25 protein-coding genes and 1 pseudogene are annotated in these 24,462 nt (G+C 71.9%); 8 read left to right on the top strand and 18 right to left on the bottom strand.

Going from position 1 to position 24,462, the window contains the following annotated elements; genetic code table 11:
- Window positions 1–38 precede the first annotated feature (38 nt).
- The 3 genes from B207_RS35650 to B207_RS0125820 are packed head-to-tail and all read left to right on the top strand — an operon-like array spanning window position 39 to window position 3,287.
- A complete protein-coding gene (locus B207_RS35650; protein WP_018639573.1) occupies window positions 39–1,304 on the top strand; it encodes an ABC transporter substrate-binding protein in 1,266 nt (421 codons plus the stop codon).
- Window positions 1,305–1,314: 10 nt separating this feature from the next.
- Window positions 1,315–2,424, top strand: a complete 1,110-nt coding sequence (locus tag B207_RS0125825; RefSeq protein WP_018639572.1) for a FecCD family ABC transporter permease — start codon at window positions 1,315–1,317, stop codon at window positions 2,422–2,424.
- Window positions 2,421–3,287 carry an ABC transporter ATP-binding protein gene (locus tag B207_RS0125820; RefSeq protein ID WP_018639571.1) on the top strand — a complete coding sequence of 289 codons (867 nt, stop codon included), beginning with the start codon at window positions 2,421–2,423 and terminating at the stop codon, window positions 3,285–3,287. Before B207_RS0125825 ends, B207_RS0125820 begins: the two co-directional genes overlap by 4 nt.
- Before the next feature lie 48 nt (window positions 3,288–3,335).
- Here B207_RS0125820 and prpB read toward each other — a convergent pair whose 3' ends face one another.
- The 7 genes and pseudogenes from prpB to B207_RS0125785 form a co-directional block, all read right to left on the bottom strand.
- Window positions 3,336–4,241, bottom strand: coding sequence for a methylisocitrate lyase (gene prpB / locus B207_RS0125815; protein ID WP_018639570.1), 906 nt, complete (start codon window positions 4,239–4,241; stop codon window positions 3,336–3,338).
- A 21-nt stretch (window positions 4,242–4,262) separates the two neighbouring features.
- Window positions 4,263–5,777, bottom strand: coding sequence for an MmgE/PrpD family protein (locus tag B207_RS0125810; RefSeq protein WP_018639569.1), 1,515 nt, complete (start codon window positions 5,775–5,777; stop codon window positions 4,263–4,265).
- A complete protein-coding gene (locus B207_RS0125805) occupies window positions 5,774–6,883 on the bottom strand; it encodes an enoyl-CoA hydratase/isomerase family protein (RefSeq protein ID WP_018639568.1) in 1,110 nt (369 codons plus the stop codon). Before B207_RS0125805 ends, B207_RS0125810 begins: the two co-directional genes overlap by 4 nt.
- 108 nt (window positions 6,884–6,991) lie before the next feature.
- Window positions 6,992–7,169, bottom strand: a pseudogene (locus B207_RS43040) (acyl-CoA dehydrogenase); the annotation flags it as partial.
- A gap of 6 nt (window positions 7,170–7,175) precedes the next feature.
- Complete coding sequence (gene def, locus B207_RS0125795) at window positions 7,176–7,736, bottom strand: peptide deformylase (RefSeq protein WP_018639566.1); 561 nt, start codon at window positions 7,734–7,736, stop codon at window positions 7,176–7,178.
- A gap of 82 nt (window positions 7,737–7,818) precedes the next feature.
- On the bottom strand, window positions 7,819–8,430 hold the full coding sequence (locus B207_RS0125790; protein WP_018639565.1) for a superoxide dismutase: 612 nt from the start codon (window positions 8,428–8,430) through the stop codon (window positions 7,819–7,821).
- Between the two features lie 68 nt (window positions 8,431–8,498).
- On the bottom strand, window positions 8,499–8,792 hold the full coding sequence (locus B207_RS0125785) for a hypothetical protein (RefSeq protein ID WP_018639564.1): 294 nt from the start codon (window positions 8,790–8,792) through the stop codon (window positions 8,499–8,501).
- A gap of 406 nt (window positions 8,793–9,198) precedes the next feature.
- On the opposite strand from B207_RS0125785, the gene B207_RS35645 reads away from it, so the two are divergent.
- Window positions 9,199–9,717 (top strand): hypothetical protein, encoded by a 519-nt coding sequence (locus B207_RS35645; RefSeq protein WP_230205225.1) that lies wholly within the window; start codon window positions 9,199–9,201, stop codon window positions 9,715–9,717.
- A 368-nt stretch (window positions 9,718–10,085) separates the two neighbouring features.
- The gene (locus tag B207_RS0125775) at window positions 10,086–10,520 is read left to right on the top strand and encodes a BlaI/MecI/CopY family transcriptional regulator (protein WP_195905353.1); all 435 of its coding nucleotides are present in this window, start codon (window positions 10,086–10,088) and stop codon (window positions 10,518–10,520) included.
- Between the two features lie 125 nt (window positions 10,521–10,645).
- Here B207_RS0125775 and B207_RS0125770 read toward each other — a convergent pair whose 3' ends face one another.
- From B207_RS0125770 to B207_RS0125735, 8 genes are all read right to left on the bottom strand, one after another.
- Window positions 10,646–11,911 (bottom strand): Dyp-type peroxidase, encoded by a 1,266-nt coding sequence (locus B207_RS0125770; RefSeq protein WP_018639561.1) that lies wholly within the window; start codon window positions 11,909–11,911, stop codon window positions 10,646–10,648.
- Window positions 11,911–12,489 carry a copper chaperone PCu(A)C gene (locus tag B207_RS40815; protein ID WP_018639560.1) on the bottom strand — a complete coding sequence of 193 codons (579 nt, stop codon included), beginning with the start codon at window positions 12,487–12,489 and terminating at the stop codon, window positions 11,911–11,913. Before B207_RS40815 ends, B207_RS0125770 begins: the two co-directional genes overlap by 1 nt.
- A 49-nt stretch (window positions 12,490–12,538) precedes the next feature.
- On the bottom strand, window positions 12,539–13,126 hold the full coding sequence (locus tag B207_RS37275; protein WP_195905352.1) for a copper resistance CopC family protein: 588 nt from the start codon (window positions 13,124–13,126) through the stop codon (window positions 12,539–12,541).
- A gap of 476 nt (window positions 13,127–13,602) precedes the next feature.
- A complete protein-coding gene (locus B207_RS0125755) occupies window positions 13,603–16,056 on the bottom strand; it encodes an endonuclease/exonuclease/phosphatase family protein (RefSeq protein WP_026311454.1) in 2,454 nt (817 codons plus the stop codon).
- 169 nt (window positions 16,057–16,225) lie between these two features.
- Complete coding sequence (locus B207_RS0125750) at window positions 16,226–16,816, bottom strand: DoxX family protein (protein ID WP_018639557.1); 591 nt, start codon at window positions 16,814–16,816, stop codon at window positions 16,226–16,228.
- A gap of 284 nt (window positions 16,817–17,100) precedes the next feature.
- Window positions 17,101–17,787 (bottom strand): response regulator transcription factor, encoded by a 687-nt coding sequence (locus B207_RS0125745; protein WP_018639556.1) that lies wholly within the window; start codon window positions 17,785–17,787, stop codon window positions 17,101–17,103.
- A gap of 11 nt (window positions 17,788–17,798) precedes the next feature.
- The gene (locus B207_RS0125740) at window positions 17,799–19,376 is read right to left on the bottom strand and encodes a sensor histidine kinase (RefSeq protein ID WP_018639555.1); all 1,578 of its coding nucleotides are present in this window, start codon (window positions 19,374–19,376) and stop codon (window positions 17,799–17,801) included.
- A gap of 206 nt (window positions 19,377–19,582) precedes the next feature.
- Window positions 19,583–20,146: a hypothetical protein gene (locus tag B207_RS0125735; RefSeq protein ID WP_195905351.1), complete on the bottom strand. Its 564-nt coding sequence runs from the start codon at window positions 20,144–20,146 to the stop codon at window positions 19,583–19,585.
- 256 nt (window positions 20,147–20,402) lie between these two features.
- On the opposite strand from B207_RS0125735, the gene B207_RS0125730 reads away from it, so the two are divergent.
- From B207_RS0125730 to B207_RS35625, 3 genes are all read left to right on the top strand, one after another.
- Window positions 20,403–20,909 (top strand): hypothetical protein, encoded by a 507-nt coding sequence (locus B207_RS0125730; protein WP_018639553.1) that lies wholly within the window; start codon window positions 20,403–20,405, stop codon window positions 20,907–20,909.
- A gap of 253 nt (window positions 20,910–21,162) precedes the next feature.
- Window positions 21,163–21,612 (top strand): class F sortase, encoded by a 450-nt coding sequence (locus B207_RS35630; protein ID WP_230205224.1) that lies wholly within the window; start codon window positions 21,163–21,165, stop codon window positions 21,610–21,612.
- Between the two features lie 187 nt (window positions 21,613–21,799).
- Window positions 21,800–23,170 (top strand): DUF1254 domain-containing protein, encoded by a 1,371-nt coding sequence (locus B207_RS35625; protein WP_230205223.1) that lies wholly within the window; start codon window positions 21,800–21,802, stop codon window positions 23,168–23,170.
- Between the two features lie 25 nt (window positions 23,171–23,195).
- On the opposite strand, the gene B207_RS0125715 is transcribed toward B207_RS35625, so the two are convergent.
- The 3 genes from B207_RS0125715 to B207_RS38950 form a co-directional block, all read right to left on the bottom strand.
- Window positions 23,196–23,639 carry a DUF3592 domain-containing protein gene (locus tag B207_RS0125715; RefSeq protein ID WP_018639550.1) on the bottom strand — a complete coding sequence of 148 codons (444 nt, stop codon included), beginning with the start codon at window positions 23,637–23,639 and terminating at the stop codon, window positions 23,196–23,198.
- 178 nt (window positions 23,640–23,817) lie between these two features.
- A complete protein-coding gene (locus B207_RS35620) occupies window positions 23,818–24,288 on the bottom strand; it encodes an SDR family NAD(P)-dependent oxidoreductase (protein WP_084692327.1) in 471 nt (156 codons plus the stop codon).
- On the bottom strand, window positions 24,239–24,462 hold a 224-nt coding region (locus tag B207_RS38950), incomplete at its 5' end, for an ISAzo13-like element transposase-related protein (protein ID WP_018639548.1). The genes B207_RS38950 and B207_RS35620, both read right to left, overlap by 50 nt.

The raw sequence follows: 24,462 nt of genomic DNA, 5'->3' as shown, positions 1-24,462 counted from the left end.
TCAGGACGCGTCATCCAGGGAGGCTGCGAAGTGGCTTCATGCCCATCCGTCTGACCGAGGGCCGCTCCTCCGAGCGCCGGTCAGCGTTCCGCCGGCTTCCAGCGAAGCTTCAGCGGCGACCCCTGACCGAGACCTGCGATCCGCGGCCCACCCGCGCGGGGACGTCTCCCAACCCCCGGCGCGGCGCTGCGCGTCGCGGCATCCTGCCCGTGGTGGTGGCAGCGTTGCTGCTCCTGGCCGCACTGGTCGGCTGCAGCCCGAGCCCGACCACCGGGGAGCCGGCGTCGGCGTCGGCGAGCGGAACGCAGGCAGCCCGGCACGAGATCACGGTGGTCGACGACGCCGACCGGAAGGTCGAGATCACCGTCCCGGTCCGCCGGGTCGTCGCGTTCAACACGTTCAACGTGGAGTTCATCCGCGCGGTCGGGGCCTTCGATGCGGTGGTCGGCCTGGACGAGGGCTCGGCCGGGGAGAACTACGCCGGCTACTGGGATGATTTCGACATCGCGAAGACCGCCGGCAAGGGGCAGGCCGAGCCCAACTACGAGCAGCTCGCCGCACTGAAGCCCGAGGTCGTCATCTTCCCCCGCAACGGCGCCTGGGAGGAGGCGGAGGGAAAACTCGCCGCCTTCGGCATCAAGACGCTGGTCATCACCGGCTGGGACCAGAACGACCACGTCTTCAACGTCGAGCTCATCGGGCAGATCTTCGACCGGCAGGAGCAGGCGTCGGAACTCAACGCCTTCTACACCGAATACCGGGATCTGCTCGCCGAGCGCCTTGCCGGAGTGACGCCGAAGCGGGTCTACCTGGAGAACGACAAGGACTTCGCCTCACCCGTCCCCGGCTCCGGCTGGCATGACATGGTGACGCTGGCCGGCGGCACGAACATCTTCGGTGACATCCAGTTCACCGCCGCCGATTCCGCCCGCGGTTCGGTGCACCAGCTCGACATCGACCCCGAGGCCGTCCTCGACCGCGATCCGGAACTGATCATTCGCAACACCGGTGGCGGGTACGCCCTGGAATCGGCCGGAGACCTCTCCGCCGAGCGCGCCAACCTGCTCGGCCGGCCCGGCTGGGACGGCCTCACCGCCGTCCGCGACGGGCAGGTGTACACCACGAGCTCCTTCCCGATGAACGCCTGCTCGAAGATCATCGGATCGCTGTACGTGGCGAGCTGGCTGCATCCCGAGGAGATGGCCGGAGTCGACCCCGACGCGGTGATGAAGGAGTGGATCGAGACCTACCAGGGCGTGTCGCTGCCGGACCCGGCTGCCTACCGCCTGCACGCGAGCGCCTGACCCCACTGAGATGACCAGCAGTGGCACAACCCACGACGGCGCGGCGGACGCCGGCGAGGCGGGGCGGGGAGACCCGTTCCGCCTGGCCGGACGCCGCAACCGTCGCAAGATCGCGATCCTGGCCGCCGCGGCTCTGCTGCTCGCGGCGACCAGTGTCACGGCGGTCGCGGTGGGCGCGAGCGGCATCTCGCTACGCGACGTCGGCTGGGCGCTGTGGACCCGGGCGCTCGGCATCACGATCAGCACGGACGAGCTCGCGACCCAGACAGTGGTCTGGGAGCTGCGCCTGCCGCGGGTCGGGCTGGCCGTGGCGGCCGGGGCGGGTCTCGCCGTCGCCGGGGTGGTGCTGCAGGGCCTCCTGCGCAACCCGATGGTCAGCCCGTTCACCCTCGGGATCTCCTCCGCGGCGGCCTTCGGGGCGTCGCTGACGATCCTGTTCGGCGACCCGGCCGGACGCGGCAGCGTGGGAATGGTCGCCAGCGCGCTCGGGATGGCGCTGCTCTGCGCGGGTCTGCTGCTCGGCCTCTCCTGGCTGCGACAGGCCTCCCCCGTCACCCTGATCCTGGTCGGGACGGCGCTGACCTACCTGTTCCAGGCCCTCACCTCGACGATGCAGTACATCGCCAGCGAGAACCAGCTCGCCGAGATCGTCCGGTGGAGCTTCGGCAGCGTCAACGCGGCGACCTGGGCCGAGGTCGTCGCGGTCGGCGTACCCGTACTCGTCGCCACGGCGCTGCTCATCGGGCAGGCCGGCAACCTCAACGCGATCGCGTTCGCCGGCGACGACGCCGCGCGCAGCCTGGGCGTGCACGTCCCCCGGACGAGGCTGATCTGCAGCCTGCTGGCGGTGATGCTCGCCGCGGTCATCGTCAGCTTCACCGGTGTGATCGGCTTCGTCGGGCTGGTCGCTCCGCACATCGCCCGGCTGCTCATCGGCGCCGACCACCGGTTCCTGCTGCCGTTCGCCGCGCTCGCGGGCGCCCTGCTCGTGCTCGCCGCCGACACCGCCGGGCGCACCCTGTTCTCCCCGGCTGTCATCCCGGTCGGGATCGTCGTCGCCTTCCTCGGCGCGCCGCTGTTCATCAACCTGATCCTCACGCGGCGGAGGCAGTTCCTGTGAAGCCACAGCCGCAGACACAGTCGGCGTCGGCGTCGGCGCCGCAGCCGCAGCCGCAGCCGGACGTCCGGCCGGCCCGGCTGCCGGCACTTGACATCCGCGGCGCACGGTTCGCCTACGGGCGGCGGACCGTGCTCGCCGACCTGGACCTCACGGTCGACCGCGGGACGGTCGTCGGTCTGCTCGGCCCGAACGGCAGCGGCAAGTCGACCCTCATCCGCGGCATCTGCCGTATCCACCGCCCGAAGGCCGGCACCTTCCGCCTCGGCGACATCGACCTGCATCGGCTGGCTCCGCGGGAGCTCGCCCGCACCGCCGCCTACGTGCCGCAGGGCTCGCCCGGCCCGTTCTCCCTCACCGTCACCGAAGCGGTCATGCTCGGCCGCACCCCCCACGTCCGGCTGCGGCCGTCCCGTGCGGACGAGCGGCACGTCCGCGAGGCGATGGAGTTGCTGGACCTGACCGCGCTGGGCGACCGGCATGTCGACGAGCTCTCCGGCGGGCAGGCCCAGCGGGTCGTCATCGCCCGCGCGCTCGCGCAGCAGCCCGAGGTGCTGCTTCTGGACGAGCCCACCAGTGCTCTCGACCTGCGCCACCAGGTCGAGACCCTGCACCTCGTCCACACCCTGGCCGTCGAGCGGGACCTGTACGTGCTGATGGCCATCCACGACCTGAACCTCGCGGCTCGCTTCTGCCATCGGGTCGCCCTGTTGCACGGTGGACGGATCGTGACTGCCGGGACGCCGGCGGGCGTCTACCGGGCCGACCTGCTGGAGCAGGTCTACGGCCTGCCGGTGGAGGTCGACGTCCGCGACGGCGTTCCCGAGGTCCGCCCCCGCCTGCCCACCCGGCGCGCGGCGCCGTGATAGCTCGACGACGACGTCATCGGCCTGACATCGGGGAAGACCGGACGTTCAGGTCCGGAAGTTGAAGATCGTGGTGTCGAACGCGTTGTAGGCGGGGTAGTCGAGGAGCTCGTAGAGCCGGGAGCGGGTCTGCATCCGGTCGACCAGACCGGCCTGGGTGCCGTCGGCGAGAATGCGGCGCAGGCCGTCCTCGACCGCTCCCATCGCCAGACGCAGCAGGGTGACCGGGTAGATGACCAGGTTCACGCCGGCGGAGGCCAACGTTTCCGCCGTGAGGAGCTCGCCTTTCCCGAACTCGGTCATGTTGGCCAGGATCGGCACGTCGACGGCCCTGCGGACGGCCTCGAACTCGGACGCGTCGGCCAGCGCCTCCGGGAAGATCATGTCCGCGCCGGCGTCGGCGTAGGCGCGGGCCCGTTCGAGGGCGCCTTCCAGCCCTTCCGGCGCGCGGGCGTCGGTGCGTGCGCAGACGACGAAGTTGTCGTCGCGGCGGGCGGCGACGGCCGCGACGATCCGTCGGACCATCTCGTCGGTACCGACCACGGACTTGCCGTCGAGGTGCCCGCACCGCTTCGGGTTGACCTGGTCCTCGAGGTGGCAGCCGGCGAGGCCGGCGTCCTCCAGGGTCTGGATGGTGCGGGCGACGTTCATCGGCTCGCCGAAGCCGGTGTCGGCGTCGACGAGGGCGGGCAGGTCGGTGACCCGGGCGATCTGCCCGGCCCGGCCCGCCACCTCGGTGAGCGTGGTGAGGCCGATGTCGGGCAGCGCCAGGTCGGCGGAGAGCACCGCGCCGGAGATGTACACGCCGTCGAAGCCGAGCTCAGTGATGAGAACAGCGGACAGCGGGTTGAACGCGCCGGGGAAGCGCAGCGGCCGGCCTGTGCGCAAAGCGTCGCGCAGTGCGTCGCGGAACGCGGCGCGGCGGGCGTGGGCGGGTGTTCTCGCGTGCAGCATCGGTCGGACGTCCCCTCGCCTCTAGAAGATCCCCCGGGTGCCGCTGGCGGTCAGCGGCGGCTGCGGGGCGATGGTGAGCCCGGCGAGCTCCTCGGGTCGCAGCTCGGGCAGGCGGATGGCGGCGTCGAGGAAGCGGTCCTGCTCCTCGGCGGGGAGAACGCCGTCGGCGAGGCGGCGGAACTTGGCGATGTACTCGCCGCGGGCGAAGGGGCGCGCGCCGAGCGGGTGGGCGTCGGCGACGGCGATCTCGTCCGTCAGCGTGGTCCCGTCCGCCAGTTCGACGACGACGCGCGCGCCGAACGCCTTCTCGGCCGGGTCGGTGGAGTGGTAGCGCCGGGTCCACTCCTCGTCCTCGACCGTGGTGATCTTCTGCCAGAGGTCGACGGTGTCGGGCCGGGCGGCCCGGTCCGGGGCGTAGGAGCGCTCGTGGTGCCAGTCACCGTCCTGCAGGGCGACGGCGAAGATGTAGGGAACAGAGTGGTCGAGGGTCTCGCGGCTGGCCGTCGGGTCGTACTTCTGCGGGTCGCCGGCGCCGGAGCCGATCACGTGGTGGGTGTGGTGGCTGGTGTGCAGGACGATCGAGCTGACCCGGCCGAAGTCGCCGATGCGGGGGCCGAGGCGGCGGGCCAGGTCGATCAGTGCCTGGCTCTGGTACTCGGCCGAGTGTTCCTTCGTGTACGTCTCCAGGATGCCGCGCCTGGCCTCGCCCGCCGCGGGCAGTGCGACCGTGTAACGGGCTTCGGGCCCGCTGAGCAGCCAGGCGATGAACCCGTCCTCGCCCTCGTAGGCGGGCGAGGGAGCACCCTCGCCGCGCATCGCCCGGTCGACGGCCTCCACGGCCAGCTTCCCGGCGAAGGCGGGAGCGTGGGCCTTCCAGCTGGAGATGGTGCCCTTGCGGGACTGCCGGGTGGTCGTCGTGGTGTGCAGCGCCTGCCCGACCGCCTGGTAGATGGTCTCGGTCGGCAGCCCGAGCAGGGCGCCGAGGCCGGCCGCCGCGGAGGGGCCGAGGTGCGCGATGTGGTCGATCCTGTGCTCGTGCAGGCAGATCCCCCGGACGAGGGCGACCTGGATCTCGTAGCCGGTGACGATCCCGCGCACGAGCGCGTGGCCGTCCAGACCGAGGTGCTGGGCCACGGCCAGCACCGGTGGGATGTTGTCGCCGGGATGGGAGTAGTCCGCGGCCAGGTAGGTGTCGTGGAAGTCCAGCTCGCGCACGGCCACGCCGTTCGCCCAGGCCGCCCACTCGGGACAGACGCGGGTGTCCGCCGCCAGGCCGAAGACCGTCGCCCCGTCCCGGCCGGGGGCGGGGGCGGGGAGGTGCCGCAGTGCCTGGTCCCGGGCGGCGACCACCGGCCGCCGCGCCAGCGAGGCGGCGGCGACTCCCGCGTTGTCGATGACCCGGTTGATCACCATGTCGGTCACCTCGGCCTCGATGACCACCGGGTCGGCGGCCACCGCCGCGATCTTCCACGCGAGCTGGTCCTCCCGTGCGAGTCGCTCCGCGCTGCGGTGCACACGGACCTGGTGGTCGATCATGCGCTGGCGCCCTCTTCCAGTTCGCCCGCCGGCGTCAGGTCACCGGCCGGGGGCACGGCGAAGAACGCGGCGACGAGGTCGTCGTCGACGTCGGCCAGGGCGGGGGGATCCCACCGGGGTGACCGGTCCTTGTCGATGATCTGGGCACGGATGCCCTCGCGCAGGTCGTGCGAGCGCAGCGCGGCGCTGGAGACGCGGAACTCCGCGACGAGCGCGGCCCACAGATCGGGGAGGTCCGCGGCGGCGCGCAGGGCGCGCAGCGTGACCTTGAGCGCCGTGGGTGACTTCGTCTCGATCTCGTCGGCCGCCGCGGCGGCGGCCGGGTCGCCGTGTGCGCGCAGCCGGGCGATGATCGTTTCGACGGTCGGCGCGCTGTAGCAGGCGTCGATCCAGTCAGCCGCCTCGGCCAGCCCGCCCGTCAGCCCGCCGGCCGGGGGGATGAACGCGAACTCCTCGACGATCTTCGCCGGGTTGCTGGCATCCGCCGCCCCGACGAGGGCCGCTATCAGGTCGGGGAGCCGGTCGCCGGGCACGAGGTGGTCCGCCAGGCCCGCGTGCAGGACGTCCGCCCCGGACATCGGGGCGGTCGTCAGCGCGACATGGGTGCCCGACTCGCCGGGCAGGCGGGAGAGCAGCCACGTGCCGCCGACGTCCGGCACGAAGCCGATGCCGACCTCGGGCATCGCCAGTCTGGTGCGCTCCGTCACGATCCTGACGTCGCCGTGCGCGGAGATCCCGACGCCGCCGCCCATGACGAGGCCGTCCATGAGGACGATGTAGGGCTTCGGGTAGGTGCTGATCCGCGCGTTGAGGCGGTACTCGTCGGCCCAGAAGTCCAGCGACCCGGTGCCGCCGGAGCGGGCGTCGTGGTGGAACGCGCGGATGTCGCCGCCCGCGCACAGCCCGCGGTGGCCCGCGCCGTCGACGAGAACGGCGTCGACCCGGTCGTCGTGCTCCCAGTCGCGCAGCGCCGCGTCCATCGCGCGGACCATGTCGTGGTTGAGCGCGTTGATGGCCTTCGGGCGGTTGAGCGTGAGGCGGCCGACCCGTCCCTCGACGGAGCGTAGGATCTCGGGCTCCCGGGAAGGCCTGGGAGCCGCCGTCATCGGGCCGCCTCCAGCGTCGAGCGGGCGACGATGACGCACATGATCTTGTTCGTCTCCTCAGGGATCTGGTGCACCCGCAGGTCGCGCACGATCTCCTCCAGTCCGTAAGGCTCCGCCGAGCGGGCAGGCGACGATGTTCAGCCGGCCGCCCGTCGAGCGCGGCCCTCGCGATGCGGAAGCCGTCACCCTCGGTGCCGAGCAGGTTCGCGGCCGGTACCCGCGCCCTGTCGAGGACGACCTGGCGTGTCGGTTGCGCGTTCCAGCCCATCTTCGCCTCGTCCCGGCCTGCCCGTCAGCCGGCGTGTCTGTGTGCCCGACGGAACAGCGAAGGGGCCGGGGCGGTGGCGGGGACACCGTCACGCAGTGCCACCCGGGCGGCCTGGCGGTACTCGCCGGTGAGACGGTCGATGTAGAGGGTGCCGTCGAGGTGGTCGGTCTCGTGCTGGAGGCAGCGGGCGAGCAGGCCGGAGCCGCTGTACTCGACGGGGCTGCCGGTCTCGTCGAACCCGCGGACAGTGGCGCTGGCGGACCGGGTCGTCGGGTAGCCCAGCCTGGGTACGGACAGGCAGCCCTCAGAACCGTGCTGTTCTCCCTCGCCGCGTTCCAGCTGCGGGTTCACGACGACGAGCGGCCGGCGGGTCGTGGGCTCCTCGGTGTCGTAGCCGGTGTCGAAGACGAACAGGCGCAGGCCGACGCCGATCTGGGGTGCCGCGAGGCCGACCCCCGGGGCCGCGTACATGGTCTCGATCATGTTGGCGACGAGGCGTCGTAGCGCCGCGTCGAAGGCGGTGACCGGTTCGGCGGGGGTGCGCAGGATCGGGTCACCGAGAGTGCGGATGGGCAACAGCGTCATGCGACCTCCCCGGGTGGCGGTCAGTCGGTCGAAGTCCGCTGGCCAGCGGACGAACCGCTGGCCAGCGGACAGCCCCGGCCGGTCAGACCGAGGTGATCTGCCTGGCGGTCGCGTAGCGGGCGGCGACGTCGGCCCAGTTGACGATGTCCCACAGGGCGGTCACGTAGTCGGCCTTGACGTTCTTGTACTGCAGGTACCAGGCGTGTTCCCAGGCGTCGAAGGCGAGCAGCGTGGTGTTGCCGATGCCGACGTTGCTCTGGTGGTCGTGGACCTGCTCGACGAGGAGGCGCCCGGAGAGCTGGTCGTAGGCGAGGATGCCCCAGCCGGAGCCCTGCACGGTGGTGGTGACGGCGGTGAGCTGGGCCTTGAAGTTGTCGAAGGAGCCGAAGGACTCGGCGATGGCGTCGGCGAGGGCGCCGTCGGGCTTGTCGCCGCCGTCGGGGGAGAGGTTCTGCCAGTAGATCGAGTGCAGGATGTGCCCGGAGACGTTGAACGCGAGGGTCTTCTCCAGGCCGACGATCGCGCCGAAGTCGCCCTTGTCGCGCGCTTCGGCGAGTTTGTCGAGGGTGGTGTTGGCGCCGGCGACGTAGGCCGCGTGGTGCTTGTCGTGGTGCAGTTCGATGATCTGGCCGGAGATCGCCGGCTCGAGGGCGGCGTAGTCGTACTGCAGGTCCGGCAACGTGTAGACGGCCACGTGGGTGTCCTTCGCTGTGAGTGGTGGGGACGTCCTGGTGTGGTTGGGACGTCCGGCGGGCGGGCGGGTCAGACGGGGTCGGTGACGTAGGCGTTGCGGATCGCGGCGAGGAGGTCGCGTGGCCCGGTCTCGGGGCCGGAGCGGTCCGCGAGGTGGTCGAGGGCGATCCCGCACAGGGTCGCGAGGCCGAGGACGAGTTCCGCCATCGCCCCCGCGGGGTCGGCACGGTCGGCTCCGTCCGCCATCACGCGCTGGACGGTGGTCCAGAAGAACGCGGGGTCGGTGGCGGAGTCGGTGTAGGCGGTCATGATCTCGATTGCTACCGGCAGGCACGCCGCCGGGCCGTCAGGGACGCTGCCCATGGTCTGCTCCCCTCGATCGGCCAGCGACTGAACAGTAGTTGCCACTCTTATGCAGTTGCAAACATCGGGCGAAACGATGGTGTGGGGCCGTGTCGGCGACGAGAAATGCCAGGAGAGTCGTGCTCGGTCGACTGGCTGCGCCGTAGGGGCGACCTGACGGATCCGGACCTTGCCGCGTCCTACCCGTGTCGCTGGCCAGTCCGGCCATCTAGAGTAGATCGTCGTGGTCGGGTCCGTGACGCGGGAACTCAGGAGCCCGGATCCGGCTCGGCCCGAACACCCGGATCCGGCGCTGGCGAGATCCGGCCGGGGTCTTCCTACATGGGCAGGCACACCGGTCGGCCGGGCATCGCGGGGCGCGGTGCTGGCCGGCCTCACGGTCGGCCTCGCGGTCGGGGCACATGGCGTGTCCACCGGAACGGGGCCGTCCCTGCCCGTCACCGCCGTCGGTTTTCTGCTGACGTGCCGGGTGGGCTGGGGGGTCACCGCCCGCCAGGTCTCACCGGCACGGCTGGTCGGACTGGTGCTGGCCATTCAGGTGTGCCTGCACGTCGCCTTCGCGATGAGTGCGTCCGGAGGTGCCCACCACTACCCGCCGCCGGCCGCCGGGGCCGCGCTCGTCTCGGGGCACGGGCGGGTGGAGCTCCTCCACGGCGGACTGCCGATGATCGCGGGCCATGTCCTGGCCGCGCTCTTCCTGGCCGGTTGGCTGGCCACGGGGGAACGGTTGCTGTGGCGGGCCGCGCGCGGTGCCGCGTCAGTCGCCCGGCGGGCGGCCCGGCGGCTGCGTCGCCGCACGGCGGCCTTCCCTCCCTCGGCCTTCCGCCCTCCGCCCGCGGTGTCCCCGCATCCACCGGCGGCACGGCTCCTGCCACTGCGCCATGCGATCGCGAGGCGGGGACCGCCCCGCACGGCGCAGGTCTGACGCCGTCCGCGCACGGGCCCGGGCGGAGGCCGCCCCCTGCGCCCCTCAAGCTTTTTACGTACGTCCCACTCCGCGTCGCATCAGCCGCGGCCGCACGCCCCGGGAACCTCTCCGCGGCGCGTCGGCCTGTGCGGTCGACGCATCACCCACGCAGGCGATCCTCGGCCCGTGACCGGGCCCGTCCACGCATCGGAGCCGGCTGACCGCACGCCCGTCACCGGAGCCGCGACACAGGGCCGTCCGCCGTCCGCTGGCTCCGGCAGCCGCTGGCTCCGGCAGCCGCCGGTCACGTCAGTGCTCCACGCGACCCCTGGTCGGTCGAGGCGACGAGGCCGCCGTGCGCGGGACCATTCCACCCTGGAGACAACGTGAGCCCCAGACCTCCGTCCGCGACCGGGCCCGGCGGCCTCGGCCGTCCATCAGCTGCCCCGCCGGTGCCCGCGGCATCCACGACCAGGCGTGCCGCGGGTGAACTGGAACGGGCTGTCCTCGCCCTGCTCTGGTCCGCCGGTGAACCGCTGATGCCGGCCGCGGTCCAGCACCGCCTGGGCGGCGGACTGGCCCAGAGCACCATCGCGACCACCCTGCTCAGGCTGGTCGCCAAAGGCCTGGCCGACCGCGCACCGCACGGCAAGGGTTTCGCCTACCGGCCGTTGCTGCGCGCGGAGCAGCACGCCGCCGTCCAGATGATCGACTTCCTGCGCCGCGGGGACCGGCCCGACGACGTGCTCCGTCACTTCGCCAGCGAACTCCCGCCCGGCTACCGGGAGGTGCTCCGTGCCGCGCTGACCGCCACTGGCTGAGCCTCGCTGGCTGACAGCCGCACCCACGACCGATCGCACCCACGACCGGGTGTGCCGCCGCGGGCCACGACGCGCGGCGGCACACCGGCGGATCCATCCGCTGATCCGCTCAGGCACTGATCCGCTCAGGCGAGGAGGGTCTCGCCGACGAACCCACCCGGCGCGCACCCCGGCGGCAGCGCGAACACGGCCGAGCCCACCGGGGTGATCCACTCGTTGAGCAGGTCGAGCTCGTCCAACCGGCGCTGGATGGGCACGAACTGGCCGGTCACATCGGCCTGATACGAGGCGAACACCAGGCCGGAGTTCGAGACCCGCCCGTCCGTCGGGCCGTCGTCGTAGTTGTAGGAGCGGCGGAAGATCCGTTCCGTCGGGTTGTCGGAACGGGCGCGTCGCACGTGGGAGAACTCGGGGATGACCGGGAAACCGATCGCCGTCGTCGCGGTGAAGTCGGGTTCGTCGTGCTCCCGGGAGCCGGTCAGCGGGGCTCCGTTCGACAGCGACCGGCCGACGGCCTGCTCACGTCCCGAGCGATCCAGGCGATCCCACCTGTCCAGGTCCATCGTGATGCGGCGCACCACCAGAGTGCTGCCGCCGGCGAGCCAGCCGTGATCATCGCCGCACCAGACGAGCCGGTCGAACTCGGCGGTGCCCGGCGTCGGGTTGGCGGACCCGTCGATCTGCCCGAACAGGTTGCGCATCGTGGTGCCCGCGGGTTCGGCGCCGTGACTGCGGCGGAACCCGGACTGCCGCCAGCGCAGGGCGGCGAAGCCGCGGCAGTCCTTCAGCAGCATCCGCGTGGCGTGGGCGACCGTGACCGGGTCGTCGGCGCCGATGTGGAGCAGCAGGTCACCGCCGGTCCAGGCCGGATCCAGGCGGTCGACGGCGAACGCGGGCAGCCCGCGAAGCCACGACGGCACCGCCGCGTCACCGGCCGCCCGCGCGACCAGACCGGGGCCGAAGCCGAAGGTGACCGTCAGCCGGGCCGGCACGAGCCCGAGTTCCGGCTCGGAGTCGGCCAGCGCCGGCTCGCCCCGGGTGAGCCGGTCGGTGTCGTCGCTGAGGATCCGCAGCATGCGGCGGATCCCGTCCCTGTCGACCCCGTCGCGCAGGTCCAGGGCGAGGAACGTCGCGTGTGCCTGCGGTGCCGACGCGATCCCGGCCTGACGCGTGCCGTGGAACGGCTCGGTCCGCCCGCCGTGAAGCGGCGCCGGGCCCGGCGCCGCGGCCGGGGTGTCCTCGCCCCGGCCCAGCATCTGGTCCGTGCCGATCGCGGCGAACGCGCCGCCGGCGGCGACGCCCCCGCTCACCAGCAGCCGCCGGCTCGGCCCCGCCCGCCGCCGACCAGGCCCGGTCCCCCGACCAGGCCCGGCCCCCTGGTCGGCCGCCATCAGCGGGTGTTCTCCGCCGGGGCCCCGGTCGGTTCCGGCGTCGCGCCGCTCATCCCGCCCATGGGCATGTCACCGCCCTCGTAGGTCTCGTTGGCACCCGAGTAGTCCTTCGCCGGCGCCGTGAACGCGAACGTCGAGCGGTCGGAGAACGTGATGGTGAACGCGACCTCGTCGCCCGCGCTGATCGGCTCCGTGAGGTCCATCAGCATGAGGTGGTTGCCGCCGGGCTCGAGGGTCAGCGTGCCGCCGGCCGGTACCACGAAGCCACCCTCGCGGGGCTGCATGATCATTTCTCCGGCCGGGTTCTCGACCGTCTCGTGCAGCTCCATCTCCGGTGACGACGGGCTGGTCGCCGAGACGACGGTGACGTCCTGGGAGCCGTTGTTACGGAGCTCGCCGAAAGCGGCGGACATGCCGTCCGGTGCGGCCTTCACCCAGGCGTCCTCGATCGCCATGGTCGCACCCGCCGGACGGGTGGTGGGCCCGGCGGCGGGTGGCTCGCCGTCCGACCCGCATCCGGCCAGGAACAGCAGCGCCGCGCCGGCGAACACGCCGAGGCGAGCGGTCAGACCAACCATGTCCGTCTGGACTCCTTCTGTGCGATGAGGCTGTGAGATGAGGTCGTGGTCATGGCCGCGGTGGTGCCGGCCGGTCTCCGCGTCGCCGCGCCGCGCCGTAGCCCCAGAACAGCGCGAGGGCCGCGCCCGCCCCCACCGCGCCGACGACGAAGGCACGTACCCACGTCGCTCCAGCGGCGTCCGCGGTGTCTGCGGTGTCGGAGGTCGGCGCGGGCGCCGCGGTAGTGGTGGTGCGCGCGGAGGTGGTCGGAGAGGGCGCCGGCGCGGAGGCGGGCGCCAGCGCTGTCGCGCCCACGGCGAAAGGGATCAGGCCACTGATCGGATGGCCGTCCGCGGACACCACGCGCCAGCGGACCTGGTAGGTGCCGTCGGGCGCCCCGTCGCGCAGCGTGGCGGTGACGGCCGTGCCCTGTGTGACAGCCGAACCCCGCGTCCAGTCCGTCCCGGTATCGTCCGCGACGACCACGACGGCGCCGATGGTGAGAACGTCGGCGGAGAAATGCAGGGTGACCGCGGCGGGTGCCGTCGGGAGGTGTTCCCCGTCGACGGGACTGCTCGACAGCAACTGACTGTGCGCCGAGGCCGGAGCCGCACCGGCGACCAGCATCACGGCCACGACGAGTACGCCCGAGAACACCGCCGCGGCACGGTGGGCCACACCCAGGCCCCGCCGTGGACGGCCGCACCGGAAGCCCAAGAAACCCACCGCCCTGTTCTGCCGTTTCGCGTTCGTCCGAGAAGGGCCGCGGGGCACGAGGAACCGACCTCGTGTCCCGTCACCGAAAAGACGCGCGAGGAACCACATCTCCGGACCGGCCGCCGATTCACCGAAGACCGAGCCGTTCTGATGCCGTGGGTCAAAGCCCACGGCAGTGGCGGCCAGGAGAGTGGATGGCCGCCGCCAGGGCGACGATAGATGTACGACAGGCTGTCGGAGAAGCGGGTCTCGCGAGATGTACTCCACACGCCGCGGCCGGGACCCCGATCGCGCGTGCCCACTTCGGCCAGCGCATCCAGAGGGGTGGAGCGGGGTCCAGGTCGGCCTGTCGCGACGAAACAGAAAGCGCCCGTCCCCGAGATGGGGGACGGGCGCTTTCTTACCGCGAGCGGGGATTACTCGACATCCACCACGGGGCTGCCGGGGCGGCAGCGCACGGGCAGCGGCTCGGAACCGCACCCCGTCAGAATCCGGAGAATCTGCGGGTCGTGGTCGCTGGCCTGGTCGGAGAACTCGGCGTTGATGTGCACCACACCGTACGAGTAGCCCTTGATGGTCGGGCTGATCAGAATGTGGTCCAGCGTCTGCGAGTTCCCGTCGAACACGTAGCTGTACCGCTCGTTCGCGGGCAGGTCGTTGATCAGCGTCCTCAGCAGCGCGCCGTTGTCGGTCAGCGTCGCCAGGGTCGGGCTGAACTGGTAGTCGTTGATGTCACCCAGCACGACCACGCGAGCGGTGTTGCCGCTCTTGGCCGCGAGGTCGGCCACGAAGTCGCGGACCTCGGTCGCCTGGCTGACGCGCTGGACCTCGGAGGTCCGGACCGGCGGCTGCACCGCGGCGGTGAGCGGGTGGTCGCCGCCCTTGCTGTTGAAGTGGTTGGCGATGACGAACAGCTGCTTGTCACCGTCGTACCGGAACTCGCCGACCAGGGGCTTGCGGCTGGCGTTCCAGGCGGAGCTGGCCGGGTTGATGCGGCCGGGGGAGGCCGACAGCATGATCTGGTTGCTGGTCGGGCGCACCTTCTGCACGGTCACGGCCGTGTCGGCGTCGCCGCCGGGCCGGTCGACGAAGGTCGTCCGGGCCGGGTTGAACAGGAACACCTGGCGGATGTTGCCGCCGGGGGCGCCACCGTCGGTGCCGTCGTTGGGGTCGATCGAACGCGCCTGGTAGGTCGGGCCGCCGGCCGCCTCGATCGCCGCGACGAACCTGGCGATGGTCTGGTCGGCGGCGACGACGCCGCCGCCGGCGGTGCCGTTGTTGTCCTGGATCTCCTCCAGGGCGAGAACGTCGGGCTTGCCGAGGTTCACGACGACGGCCTGGGCCAGCCGCGCGTACTTGGCGTCGGAGTCGGCGGCGGTGAGGTTCTCGACGTTGTAGGTGACGATGGACAGGTCGCCGGCCTTCTTCGGCGGGGTGACCTTCTGCGGCCTGAGGCTGCCCTCGGTGATGGCGCCGAGGGCGGTGGTCTGGATGACGTACCCACCGAACGACTGGTAGTCGACGACGCCGACCGAACCACCCGCGAGCGTGGAGCCGACGTTGGCGGCGGGGGCGCCGTCCAGGGCCTGGAGCATCAGCCGGCCGCTGTTGGGGTCGTCGTAGGAGACGTACGCCGAACCACCGCGCGGGGTCGGGTTCTGGGCCGGCTTCAGGGTGACCCAGAGCTCGCCGAACTCGGTGTTCACCGGGCTGATGAGACGGGTGTCCTGGGCGACGGTGACCCGCATGCCCTCGTGGACCTCCAGCCAGTCGAGCGCGTACGAGCCCGGCTCGAGCGGCTGGGCCTCGAGGCTGCCCGTCTTGGTGAACGCGTCGGCGAGGCTGACGGGGACCGGCGTGGGAAGGGCGTTGCCGCCGGTCAGCCTGATGGTGTTGATCGGGCCGCCGAGCTCGGTGAGCGTCTGCGCGCCGGTGGTGGGGCGGTACTCCGTGACCCGGCCGGTCGCCAGCACCGAGTCGCCGATGGCGACCGCGGGGGTGGTGGAGCCGGTGAAGACGAAGAGGCCTTCGCTGGTCAGCGGATCGGCGTCAGCCGACGGGTCCTGCATCCAGTAGCCGCGGGAACTGCCCGTGGTGCGGACGGCGGTGACGATACCGGGCACGTTCGTGACGCTCTGGCCGACGATCGGGGAGATCCGGCCCGAGCCCTGGATGTCGTGGATCCGGGTGGTGCCGGGAGTCGGGTCGGTCGGGTTGCCCGGGCCGTCGCCGGCGTTCACGGTGACACCGGCCGCGTTGGTGGCGCTCGGCACGCCCGAGGTGAAGTCGACCGAGTTGTTGTCGGTGTCGACCAGGTCGCCGCCGCGGGCGATGGCCGTGGTGTTGGTCAGCCCGGGAGCGGCGAGGGTCTCGACGTTGGCGGTGGCACCGTAGCCGACGAGGTCCTTGACGTTCGGCGCGGTGGCGCAGGTGGTGCCACAGCCGACCAGCGAGTAGGTGGCGGTGACCAGGGCGACGACGCCGGAGGTGGCCGACATCGGGACGGTGCCCGTGGCGTCGGGTGTCGGCAGGTCGAGCGTGCCGGCCGCGCCGGCGGCCTGCCGGATCAGGTAACGGCCGTTGGCCGGGATCGAGCCGGACAGGGCCGTCGTCTGGAAGACGACACCCGCCGCTGAGGCGTACTGAACGGTCCAGCCGTCGACGCTGACCGGGCTGGCCGTGAGGTTCGCCAGCTCGACGAAGTCGTTCTTGAAGGCCGCCCCCGAGTTGCCGCCTCCGCCGTAGACGGCGGAGATGACGACGTCGGCCGACAGCGCGTTCGCGGGAGCCGGGAGGGCCGTCAGGCTGGCCGCGACCACGAACGACAGACTCGCCGCCGTGGTCCAGCGGCGTGCGCTGAGATTTGCCAAGGTGCTCTGCTCCTAAGGGAAGGTGATCCCCAGGAGCATGGTGGCCGGCGTGATCTGGTGGAAGTATTAATTTGACGAACTGTCGTTATTGCCCTAGGTGTTCCCTATTTCTTCGTGTCGCGTTTCACTGCTGGTCGGCGCTGTGCCGAGATCCGGCCGGTCGAGGACGTCAGCTGACCGCCAGGACGACGGCGGCGCCGAGGCTGCCGAGGCCGACGGCGAACGCCATCTCGGGCAACCCGCCGTCGCGCCGCCGGAAGAGGCGGTCGAGCGCGAGCCGCCCGGCGCCGATCGCCGCCACCGCGGTCGCGACCACCGCGATGCACAGCGGGTACTCCATGCCGCCGTCGGTTGCCCACAGACCCTGCGGCACAGTCACAATCATCGCATTGATCATCACGCCGATCACTGCCGCGGCCGCCAACGGAGTCAGCAGGCCCGCGGCCAGGCCCAGGCCGCCGAGGAGCTCGCCTGCTCCGGCCAGCCCGGCGAAGAAGGTGCCGGGGTGGTAGCCGAGCTGGGTGAACCCTCTGCCGGTCGCGGTGAGGCCCTCGCCGCCGAACAGGCCGAAGAGCTTCTGGGCGCCATGCCCGGCGAGCAGCAGGCCGAAGGCCATGCGCAGGAGCAGGAGCCCGAAGTCGCCGACGGACACGGACACGGCCGCGGAACGCGCGACGGCCCGGGCCGCGCCGGGTGGGGCCGGGGTGGCAGGTGGGGCTGGGGTGGCGGGTGGCGGATGGTGCCGCTCGAGAAGTTTCATGACGAGACCTCGATGTAGATGCATACCAGGTGATTGATTGGTCACCAAGGTTTCTGCCCACCTGTCGGGCGGGTACCAACACGCTCGCCGCCTGCGGCTGTCCCGGCTGTCCCGGCTCGCCCGGTCCCGGCCGAGCGGCCGCATGGCGCTCCGGCGCTCCGGCGATCTGCAGAACTGCCGAAACCGGCGCCGACCCGCCGCCCCAGTCTCCGGACGTCGCAGGCAGGCGGATCGAACGAGATGGTGACGACGAATAGCCTGAACCTTTCTCCCGTCCAGCTCCGTTATGCAAAGGGGGGTTCGGGTTCCAGGCGGTATCCCATTCCTCGTACCGTCGTGATGGTTCCCGCGCCCAGCTTGCGGCGGAGATAGCCGACGTAGACGTCGACGATGTTGCTTCCCGGGTCGTAGTCGTACCCCCAGACGGCGGACAGCAGCTGCTCCCGGGCGAGTACCTGGCCGGGATGGCGCAGGAAGGTCTCGGCGAGGAGGAACTCGCGGGCCGTGAGATCGATGGTGCGGGGCCCCACCCGGGCCCGCCGGGTCCGCAGATCAAGGCTGATGTGGCCGACGGACAGCACCGTCACCTCCTCCGTCGCTCGTTCGGTGCGCAGCCGCAGCCGCAGCCGCACGCGGGCGAGGAGCTCCTCGAAGCGGAAGGGCTTGCTCATGTAGTCGTCGGCACCCCCTTCGAGGGCGGCGACGGTGTCACGCACGCCGTCACGGGCGGTCAACACGACGACGGGAACCCGCACACCGGCGTGACGCAGCCGGCGCAGCACGGTGAAGCCGTCCATGTCAGGCAGCCCGAGATCCAGGACGATCAGGTCGAAGTCCGCTGTCATCGCGACGTCCAGCGCGGTGGCACCGTCGCTGACGCAGAGCGGGACGAAACCGTTGGCCCGCAGCCCCTTCTCGATGAACGAGGCGATTCTGCGTTCGTCTTCCACGATCAGAACGCTGCTGCTCACGGTCGCTCTCCTCAACTGCTCGGCGGGGCGGGGAGAAGGACGGGGCCGGGGCCGGAGCGCGGCAGCGTGATCTCGAAGGTCGCGCCGAGGCCCGGCCCGCTCCGCACCCGCACATGCCCGCCGTGCGCCACCGCGATCGCGCGCACGATGGCGAGACCGAGGCCCGCGCCCTCGGACGACGAACGACGTCCGGCCGGGCCGCGGGCGAACCGTTCGAAGATCCGGGCCCGGTGTTCCGGCGCGACACCCGGCCCGGTGTCCGTCACCCAGAAGGTCACGGCGTCGTCCCGCAGCCGGGAGCCGATCCGCACCTCGTCGCCGACGTCGGTGTGCTGCGTCGCGTTCTGCGCGAGCTGCACGAGTGCCTGGGTGACGCGGTGCCGGTCCATGACGACCATTCCGGTACCGGAACCCGCCGACCGCCACCGGCGCGGTGCCAGCGCCCCGGCCCGGGACATCAGATCCTCGGTGAACCCGGCCAGCTCGACCGGTTCGAGACGCAGGAAGTCGGGCCGCTCCGCCTTGGCCAGCGTGAGCAGGTCGTCCACCATTCTGCTCATCCGGTCGAGCTCGTCGGTGACCAGCGCGACCGTGTCGGCGCGCTCGGCGGGGTCGTCCCCGAGCAGCTCCAGGTGCCCGCGGATGATCGTGATGGGGGTGCGGAGCTCGTGGCCGGCGTCGTCGACGAACGACCGCTGGGTGCTGAACGCCTCCTCCAGCCGGTCGAGCATCCCGTTGAAGGTGCGGGCCAGTTCGGAGATCTCGTCCCGGCCGGCGACGGGGATGCGGCGGGAGAAATCCGTGTCGGTGATGGTCTGCGCTGTGCGGCGCAGCTCACGGACCGGCGCGAGGACGCGGCCGGCGACGAGCCAGCCACCGGCTCCGGCCAGCCCCAGCGCCACGAAACCCACGATCGCGAGCACGCGGACGACCTCGTCGACCTCGGCCCGTTCCTGATCCGCGAAGACGGCCACGGCGAAGACACCGCGGGCAGGGCTGCTCGCCACCCGTACGGGCACCGTCGCGTACCGCACCTCGCCGGCGGGCGTCATGATCGTGCCGTACCGGGCCTGCGAGCCGGCGAGCAGGGCGGCGACCACGGCCGGGTCCGTGTCGAGCCGGTAGATCGGCTCCTCGGCGCTGCGCCGGTAGGGCACGCCGTCGACCAGCGCCAGCATGGTCTCGCTGGGCTCTGGAATGTTGCGTTCCAGGTGCACCTCCAGGAGCTGCCGGACGTCGGTGAAAGGTTGCGACGTCCGTGGGTCGACGCTGCGGACGGCGAGACGTCGAAGCTCCGCGACCTCCAGTGCCAGCCCCCGGTCGACGCGTTCGTCCACCCGCTGGAGCAGCACCTCCCGGGAGACGAGAACCGAGCCGGCGAGCGCCACCGCAACGAGGAGCAGCTGCCAGCCGAGGATGTGCAGGCGGGCGGAGCTCGCGAGGTAGCGCGCGGCCCGACGCATCCACCCGGGCACGAGCCGTCGCAGTGCCAGCCGTCGCAGTGCCAGCCGTCGCAGTGCCAGCCGTTTCAGCAGAGGCGGTTTCGGCGCCAGCCTTTGTGACGCCGGGCGTTCGGTGGTCAGCCTCATCGCCAGGCCGTCCGCGTTCCTCCTCGGCCTTTTCGGAACCGGCACAACCGCCAGCCTGACGGAGAAGTCCCACCGGATTGGTGAGACCGGGATGAGAACGTTCTCATCTTTACCGGCTACCGGCTACCGGCCGTGCCGCGGCGACGACCGGGATGGCGCCGAACAGGGCGCCGGCAGGGACGGCGAGAGAGCCGCGGCGCCCCGCATCACGGTGTTGCGGGGGGCAGCGCGCGCCCCGGTGCACGTGGCGGGGCGCTGGGCACCGGGGTCACTCCGGGCTCTGACGGCACGGGTGAGGGCGCCGCACCGGTTTCCGCGGTGGCGGCCGGCAACGGGCGGTACGTCACCGCGGGCGCATCGTCCGGCCGGACGGCGAGCCGCTGCGGTGTCTCCTGCCCGGACATGCGAGCAGCCAGTTCCCGCAGGTACCGCTGCCGCGTCTGCTCGGCCGACACTTCGGCCGGCGCCCCGATCGGTGCCGGCTCCTCAGCCGTCGGGCTGGGAACCGGGGTCGCGGTCCTCGTCACCGTCGGCACGAGGATGGGACCGCCGAGGTCCGGCGGCCGTGGCTGGCCGCGGCCGGTGACGACCACGCCGAACCCGGGAGCCACGAGCGCACTCACGACGACCAGGGACAACACGGCCCCGGGCAGCAGCACCAGCCAGGGGCGCCCGGGCCGGCGTCGGCTGTCGGTACGGCGGCGGGGGTGCCGCCCGCGCGCGGCCCGACGTTCCGGTTGATCCCGCTGGTCCCGCCGGAAGCGCCTCATGGACACCAAGGCTAGGGCGGGACAGGGAACCGTCGCCGGCGGGATCGGGCCCCATCCGCCAGAAGTGGTTCGAACGGCGGTCCCGCCACGCTCTGGAGCCGGGCCTGGCCGGCCCGGCGGCCCGGCGGCCCGGCCTGGCTTATCGAATCGATGAGAGAGCTCTCATCCCCGTTTCATGGCACACCCACGCTCGGCGACGAGTGTCACTCCGCGCCGCCGCGGACTGGCCGCGGCATGACCGAACCGAGGTTCGACGATGGCATCCACCCAGAACCTGCCGCGTACCCGAAAGCTGGTGGGCATCGCGGGGCTGGCGCTCACACTGCTGGGCGCCGGCATCGCGACGTCGACGTCCGCCGCCGCGGCCACCACGTCGGCGCCCGCTCCGGCGCTACCTGCCGCGACCCCTCCGGGGGCGCCCGCGGCACCCACACCGGTTCCGGCGGAGACATCGGCGGGCACCGCACCGGGGGGCGCGCCGTCCCCGGCGCCTGTTCCGTCGCGAACAGCCGCCTGCGCGGTCGAGGATCCCGCGGTTTCGCCGGAGCAGCAGCGGCTGCGCTGCGAACGGGCGGCCGCGGCGGGGCGGGACGGCTCACTGCCCGTCGGTGGGATCGACACCGGCGCCGGCGGTACCGCCACGATCGGGACCACCGCTACCGAGAACGGCGGCCCGCTGGCCCCCCTCGCGGCCGCCGGCGCCGGCCTGGGCCTGATCGCCGGACTGGGTGTCCGGCGGCGCAGGGCACGGGCCGAGATCTGAGATGACGGTCCCCGCCTCGGCTCCGGTCCCCGCCTCGGCTCCGGCCCTCGTCTCGGCCGTGGTCCGACGGTGCTGCGCCGCTGTCCTGCCCGCGCTGCTCCTGAGCACGGTGATGGGATGCGGGACGTCCGGGTCGGCATCAGGGCCGGCATCCGACCGGTCCACCGGCACGGGGTCGGCGTCCGATGCGCCGGCACGAACCACCGGCGGAGCCGGCGCAGGCGGCGAGACCGGACCTGTGGCCGGAGCTGCGGTGGGGCAGGTCGCCGATCCGGCTCGGATCCGCATCCCGGCCATCGGTGTCTCGGCGCCCGTCGTCCCGCTGGCGCTCGCCGCGGACGGGAGGCTGGCGGCGCCAAGGGTGTTCGCGGAGACCGGCTGGAACGTCGAGGGACCCGAACCGGGCGAGAACGGGACCGCGGTGATCGCCGGCCATGTCGACTCGCACACCGGGCCGGCGGTGTTCTTCCGCCTCCGCGAGCTGGCGCCCGGCGACCGCGTCCAGGTCGACCGCACGGACGGCTCGTCAGCCGAGTTCGTGGTCAGCCGGCTGGCAAGCTACCCGAAGGACGAACTGCCCTCCGAGGAGGTCTACGGGCCCACGGGCCGACCCGCCCTGCGCCTGATCACGTGCGGTGGGACGTTCGACCAGGCCCGCTCCAGTTACCGCGACAACGTCATCGTCTTCGCTGACCTGGCCTGATTCCCTTCCTCGCATCGCGCCCACATACGGCTCACACGTTCGGACCGAACACTGACGATGTCGAGTTCGCCGAGGACGGGAGTGCGGGATGTCAGATCAGGGGCAGGCTCGGCCGCGGAGCCGGGCATCGCGGCGGGCACGCCGCGCTTGTCGGGCGGGTGCCGTCGCCCTGGTGGTGACGGGTGTCGTGGCCTCTACCACCGCGGCCGTGTCGGCCGGCGCGTCGGCGGGGTCGGCGGGGCCGGCGGTTGCGCCGGCAGCGCCGGCAGCGCCGGGATCGGTGGGCTCGGCGGAGGAGATCGCCGCGGACGGCTACGTGTACGGCTACAGCCCGGTGGCCATGGCCCGCACCCGCGCCGGCCACGTCTGCAGGGGTGGCACGAACAGCCTGCTCAACGTGCCTCTCCTGTCCACCCCGGCAAGCCGCAGCGTGGTGGCGCCGAACGTCGACACCCTCTACTCGGTCGCCTGGCTGGACCTGCGCGGCGGACCGGTGCGACTGACGTTGCCCGACACCACCGACCGGTACGTCGTGTTCGAGATGCTGGACATCTACTCGAACGTCTTCGCCAACGTCGGCACCCGGCTCAACGGCTCGCAGCCGGGCACCTATCTGATCACTCCGCCGGGATGGAGCGGGACGGTGCCGGCCGACACCACCGCGATCGCCGCTCCGAGCTGGGATGTCTGGGCTCTCGGCCGCACCCTGGTGAGCGGTGACGACGATCTGCCCGCCGCGCGTGCGGTGCAGCGCCAGTACACCGTGGCGGCGACCGACCTCGGAGTGACCGGGCCGGTGCCGCCCGCGCTGCCGGCGGTCGACTGCGCGAGCCCGCCCGACCCGCAGACCCCCGACGACGCCGGTGCGGCGTTCTTCGACGAGCTGGCCGCGGTGCTCGCCGCCGACCCGCCGCCGGCCGCGGACGATCCCGCGATCGCCTCGCTCGCGAGCGTCGGCGTCGTTCCGGGCTCGACCCCGTCGACGGGTGACCCGGCGACGGTCGCGGCGCTGGCCGCGGGAGTCACGGCCGGGGAGACCGAGGTCCAGGCCGCCGCCGAGGGCGTCCTCGTTCCGTCCGGCACCTGGTTGGGAAGTTTCAACGGTGGCGTCTACGGCACCGACTATCTGCTGCGGTCGGGGGTCGGCGTGGTCGGTCTCGGTGCGAACGTGCCGCAGGAGTCGCTGTACTACTGGTCCGGCCCGGACGTCGACGGTGAGCCGCTGACCGGTGGACACACCTACCGGATGCGTTTCGCCGCCGGCGAGCTGCCGCCGGTCGAGGCCGACGGATTCTGGTCGGTGACGATGTACGACGAGGACATGTTCCTGGTGCCGAACTCGCTGCGGCGTTATGCGCTGGGCGACCGCAGCGACCTCGCGGTGAACCCGGACGGCTCCATTGACCTCTATCTGTCGGCGACCGCACCGGCCGGGCACCTGAGCAACTGGCTGCCCGCGCCGGACGGACCGTTCAACCTGATGATCCGCGCCTACATCCCGACGGACTCCGCGCTGGCCAACAGCTGGCATCCGCCCGCGATCGAAAAGATCTCCTGACGCCGCCGACCATGTACATCACGGATCACGAAATGATCATTTTGATTCCGAAGCAGAGGCAGAAGGGGCCGGCGGTGAGGTAGACCGGAAGCAGGAAGAGCGCCGAAAGGACCGCGCCGAACCAGTCCGTCCTCGTCACCCAGTCCGGGTCGTGCGGTCGGTACACCACCCGGACTGTGGCGCCGATGCCGGGAAAGGAAAGGTCCGGGTCCCGCAGCGTCGCGCGGCGGACCCGTTCCCCGGCCCGGGTCGTGTAGTCGACGATCGGGGTGTAGATCGGGCCGCCGTCGTCGACGCCGCGTTCGATCACCTCGACGTCGACGATCGTGGCGACGGCGACGTTCCCGGCGAACCGCAACCGCAGCCGCTGGATGATCCGAAGCAGGGTGTGGAGGCCGAGCAGGAGGAAAAGCGCCCCGGCCCACACCATGCTGATGCTCGCGAACGTCGCGATCGCCCCGACGCTCATCGGTGGACCCTCGCTCGGTGCCCCCGTGCGCCGCGGCAGCTCACACGCGGATCATCCAGGTCTGGAACCGCCCTGACGAGGGGTCGGGTTTCCCGCGTCGGCCACGGCGCACGACGACGGGCGGCGCACGACGACGGGTGACGGATTCCTCGCAGGCGATCATCAGGGCCGCCGTCGGTCAGCCGGCGAGCATGACCTCGAGGGCGAGCGGATCGGTCGAGTAGACGGAACCGGCGCCCGCCGACGCGTCGTCCGGCCAGATCACCGCCCTTCCGGCGGCAACGCCGGTGATGATCCGCTCGGCGACGACCTCGGGGGCGGCCTTGTCGGCATCGACTCCGGCGAGCATGTCGGTGTCGATGCCGCCGGGGTAGGCGCCGATGACCTCGATGCCGCGCCCACGCAGCTCCGCCCGCATCGACTGGGTGGCCGAGTGGGCGGCCGCCTTCGAGGCGCAGTAGCCCGCCATGCCTCCCACCGGCGCCAGGGCGATCAGGGTCAGCACATTGACGATCGCGCCGGGCGCGTTCGCCGTCAGCACCGGAACAAAGGCCCGGCTCACCTGCAGCAGGCCGACATAGGGTTCGGATTGATATAAGTTAATCGTCTGGCTGGTTGATCGTGTAGTTCCAGTCTCCGTGGAAGTCATGTCTGTTGATCGGGATTCTCTCCCTGTCCTGTGTGGTGACTTTGACCTTGGTGGGATAGTCGCCGGGATCGAGCTCGCAGCGGACTGTGAGGCCGGTGGTGGTCGTCGTGTTGGCGATGAGACTGACGATGGTCTGGAAAGTGGTCAGCGGCCGGCCACGCCAGTTCGCGGTGA

Source organism: Parafrankia elaeagni, assembly GCF_000374165.1.
Lineage (GTDB): Bacteria > Actinomycetota > Actinomycetes > Frankiales > Frankiaceae > Parafrankia > Parafrankia elaeagni.
The sequence above is the reverse complement of the archived record's forward strand: the minus strand, read 5'-3'. Positions and strand labels throughout refer to the sequence as shown.

What these genes read in the sequence shown, in the direction of transcription:
- B207_RS0125730 (WP_018639553.1), top strand. Translation starts at nt 20,403, where the DNA reads ATGGCATCCACCCAGAACCTGCCGCGTACCCGAAAGCTGGTGGGCATC.
- B207_RS0125770 (WP_018639561.1), bottom strand. Translation starts at nt 11,911, where the DNA reads ATGGCGGCCGACCAGGGGGCCGGGCCTGGTCGGGGGACCGGGCCTGGT.
- B207_RS40815 (WP_018639560.1), bottom strand. Translation starts at nt 12,489, where the DNA reads ATGGTTGGTCTGACCGCTCGCCTCGGCGTGTTCGCCGGCGCGGCGCTG.
- prpB (WP_018639570.1), bottom strand. Translation starts at nt 4,241, where the DNA reads ATGCTGCACGCGAGAACACCCGCCCACGCCCGCCGCGCCGCGTTCCGC.
- B207_RS0125740 (WP_018639555.1), bottom strand. Translation starts at nt 19,376, where the DNA reads ATGAGGCTGACCACCGAACGCCCGGCGTCACAAAGGCTGGCGCCGAAA.
- B207_RS0125750 (WP_018639557.1), bottom strand. Translation starts at nt 16,816, where the DNA reads ATGAAACTTCTCGAGCGGCACCATCCGCCACCCGCCACCCCAGCCCCA.
- B207_RS0125825 (WP_018639572.1), top strand. Translation starts at nt 1,315, where the DNA reads ATGACCAGCAGTGGCACAACCCACGACGGCGCGGCGGACGCCGGCGAG.
- B207_RS35650 (WP_018639573.1), top strand. Translation starts at nt 39, where the DNA reads ATGCCCATCCGTCTGACCGAGGGCCGCTCCTCCGAGCGCCGGTCAGCG.
- B207_RS0125810 (WP_018639569.1), bottom strand. Translation starts at nt 5,777, where the DNA reads ATGATCGACCACCAGGTCCGTGTGCACCGCAGCGCGGAGCGACTCGCA.
- B207_RS35620 (WP_084692327.1), bottom strand. Translation starts at nt 24,288, where the DNA reads ATGACTTCCACGGAGACTGGAACTACACGATCAACCAGCCAGACGATT.
- def (WP_018639566.1), bottom strand. Translation starts at nt 7,736, where the DNA reads ATGACGCTGTTGCCCATCCGCACTCTCGGTGACCCGATCCTGCGCACC.
- B207_RS0125715 (WP_018639550.1), bottom strand. Translation starts at nt 23,639, where the DNA reads ATGAGCGTCGGGGCGATCGCGACGTTCGCGAGCATCAGCATGGTGTGG.
- B207_RS0125735 (WP_195905351.1), bottom strand. Translation starts at nt 20,146, where the DNA reads ATGAGGCGCTTCCGGCGGGACCAGCGGGATCAACCGGAACGTCGGGCC.
- B207_RS0125805 (WP_018639568.1), bottom strand. Translation starts at nt 6,883, where the DNA reads ATGACGGCGGCTCCCAGGCCTTCCCGGGAGCCCGAGATCCTACGCTCC.
- B207_RS0125785 (WP_018639564.1), bottom strand. Translation starts at nt 8,792, where the DNA reads ATGGGCAGCGTCCCTGACGGCCCGGCGGCGTGCCTGCCGGTAGCAATC.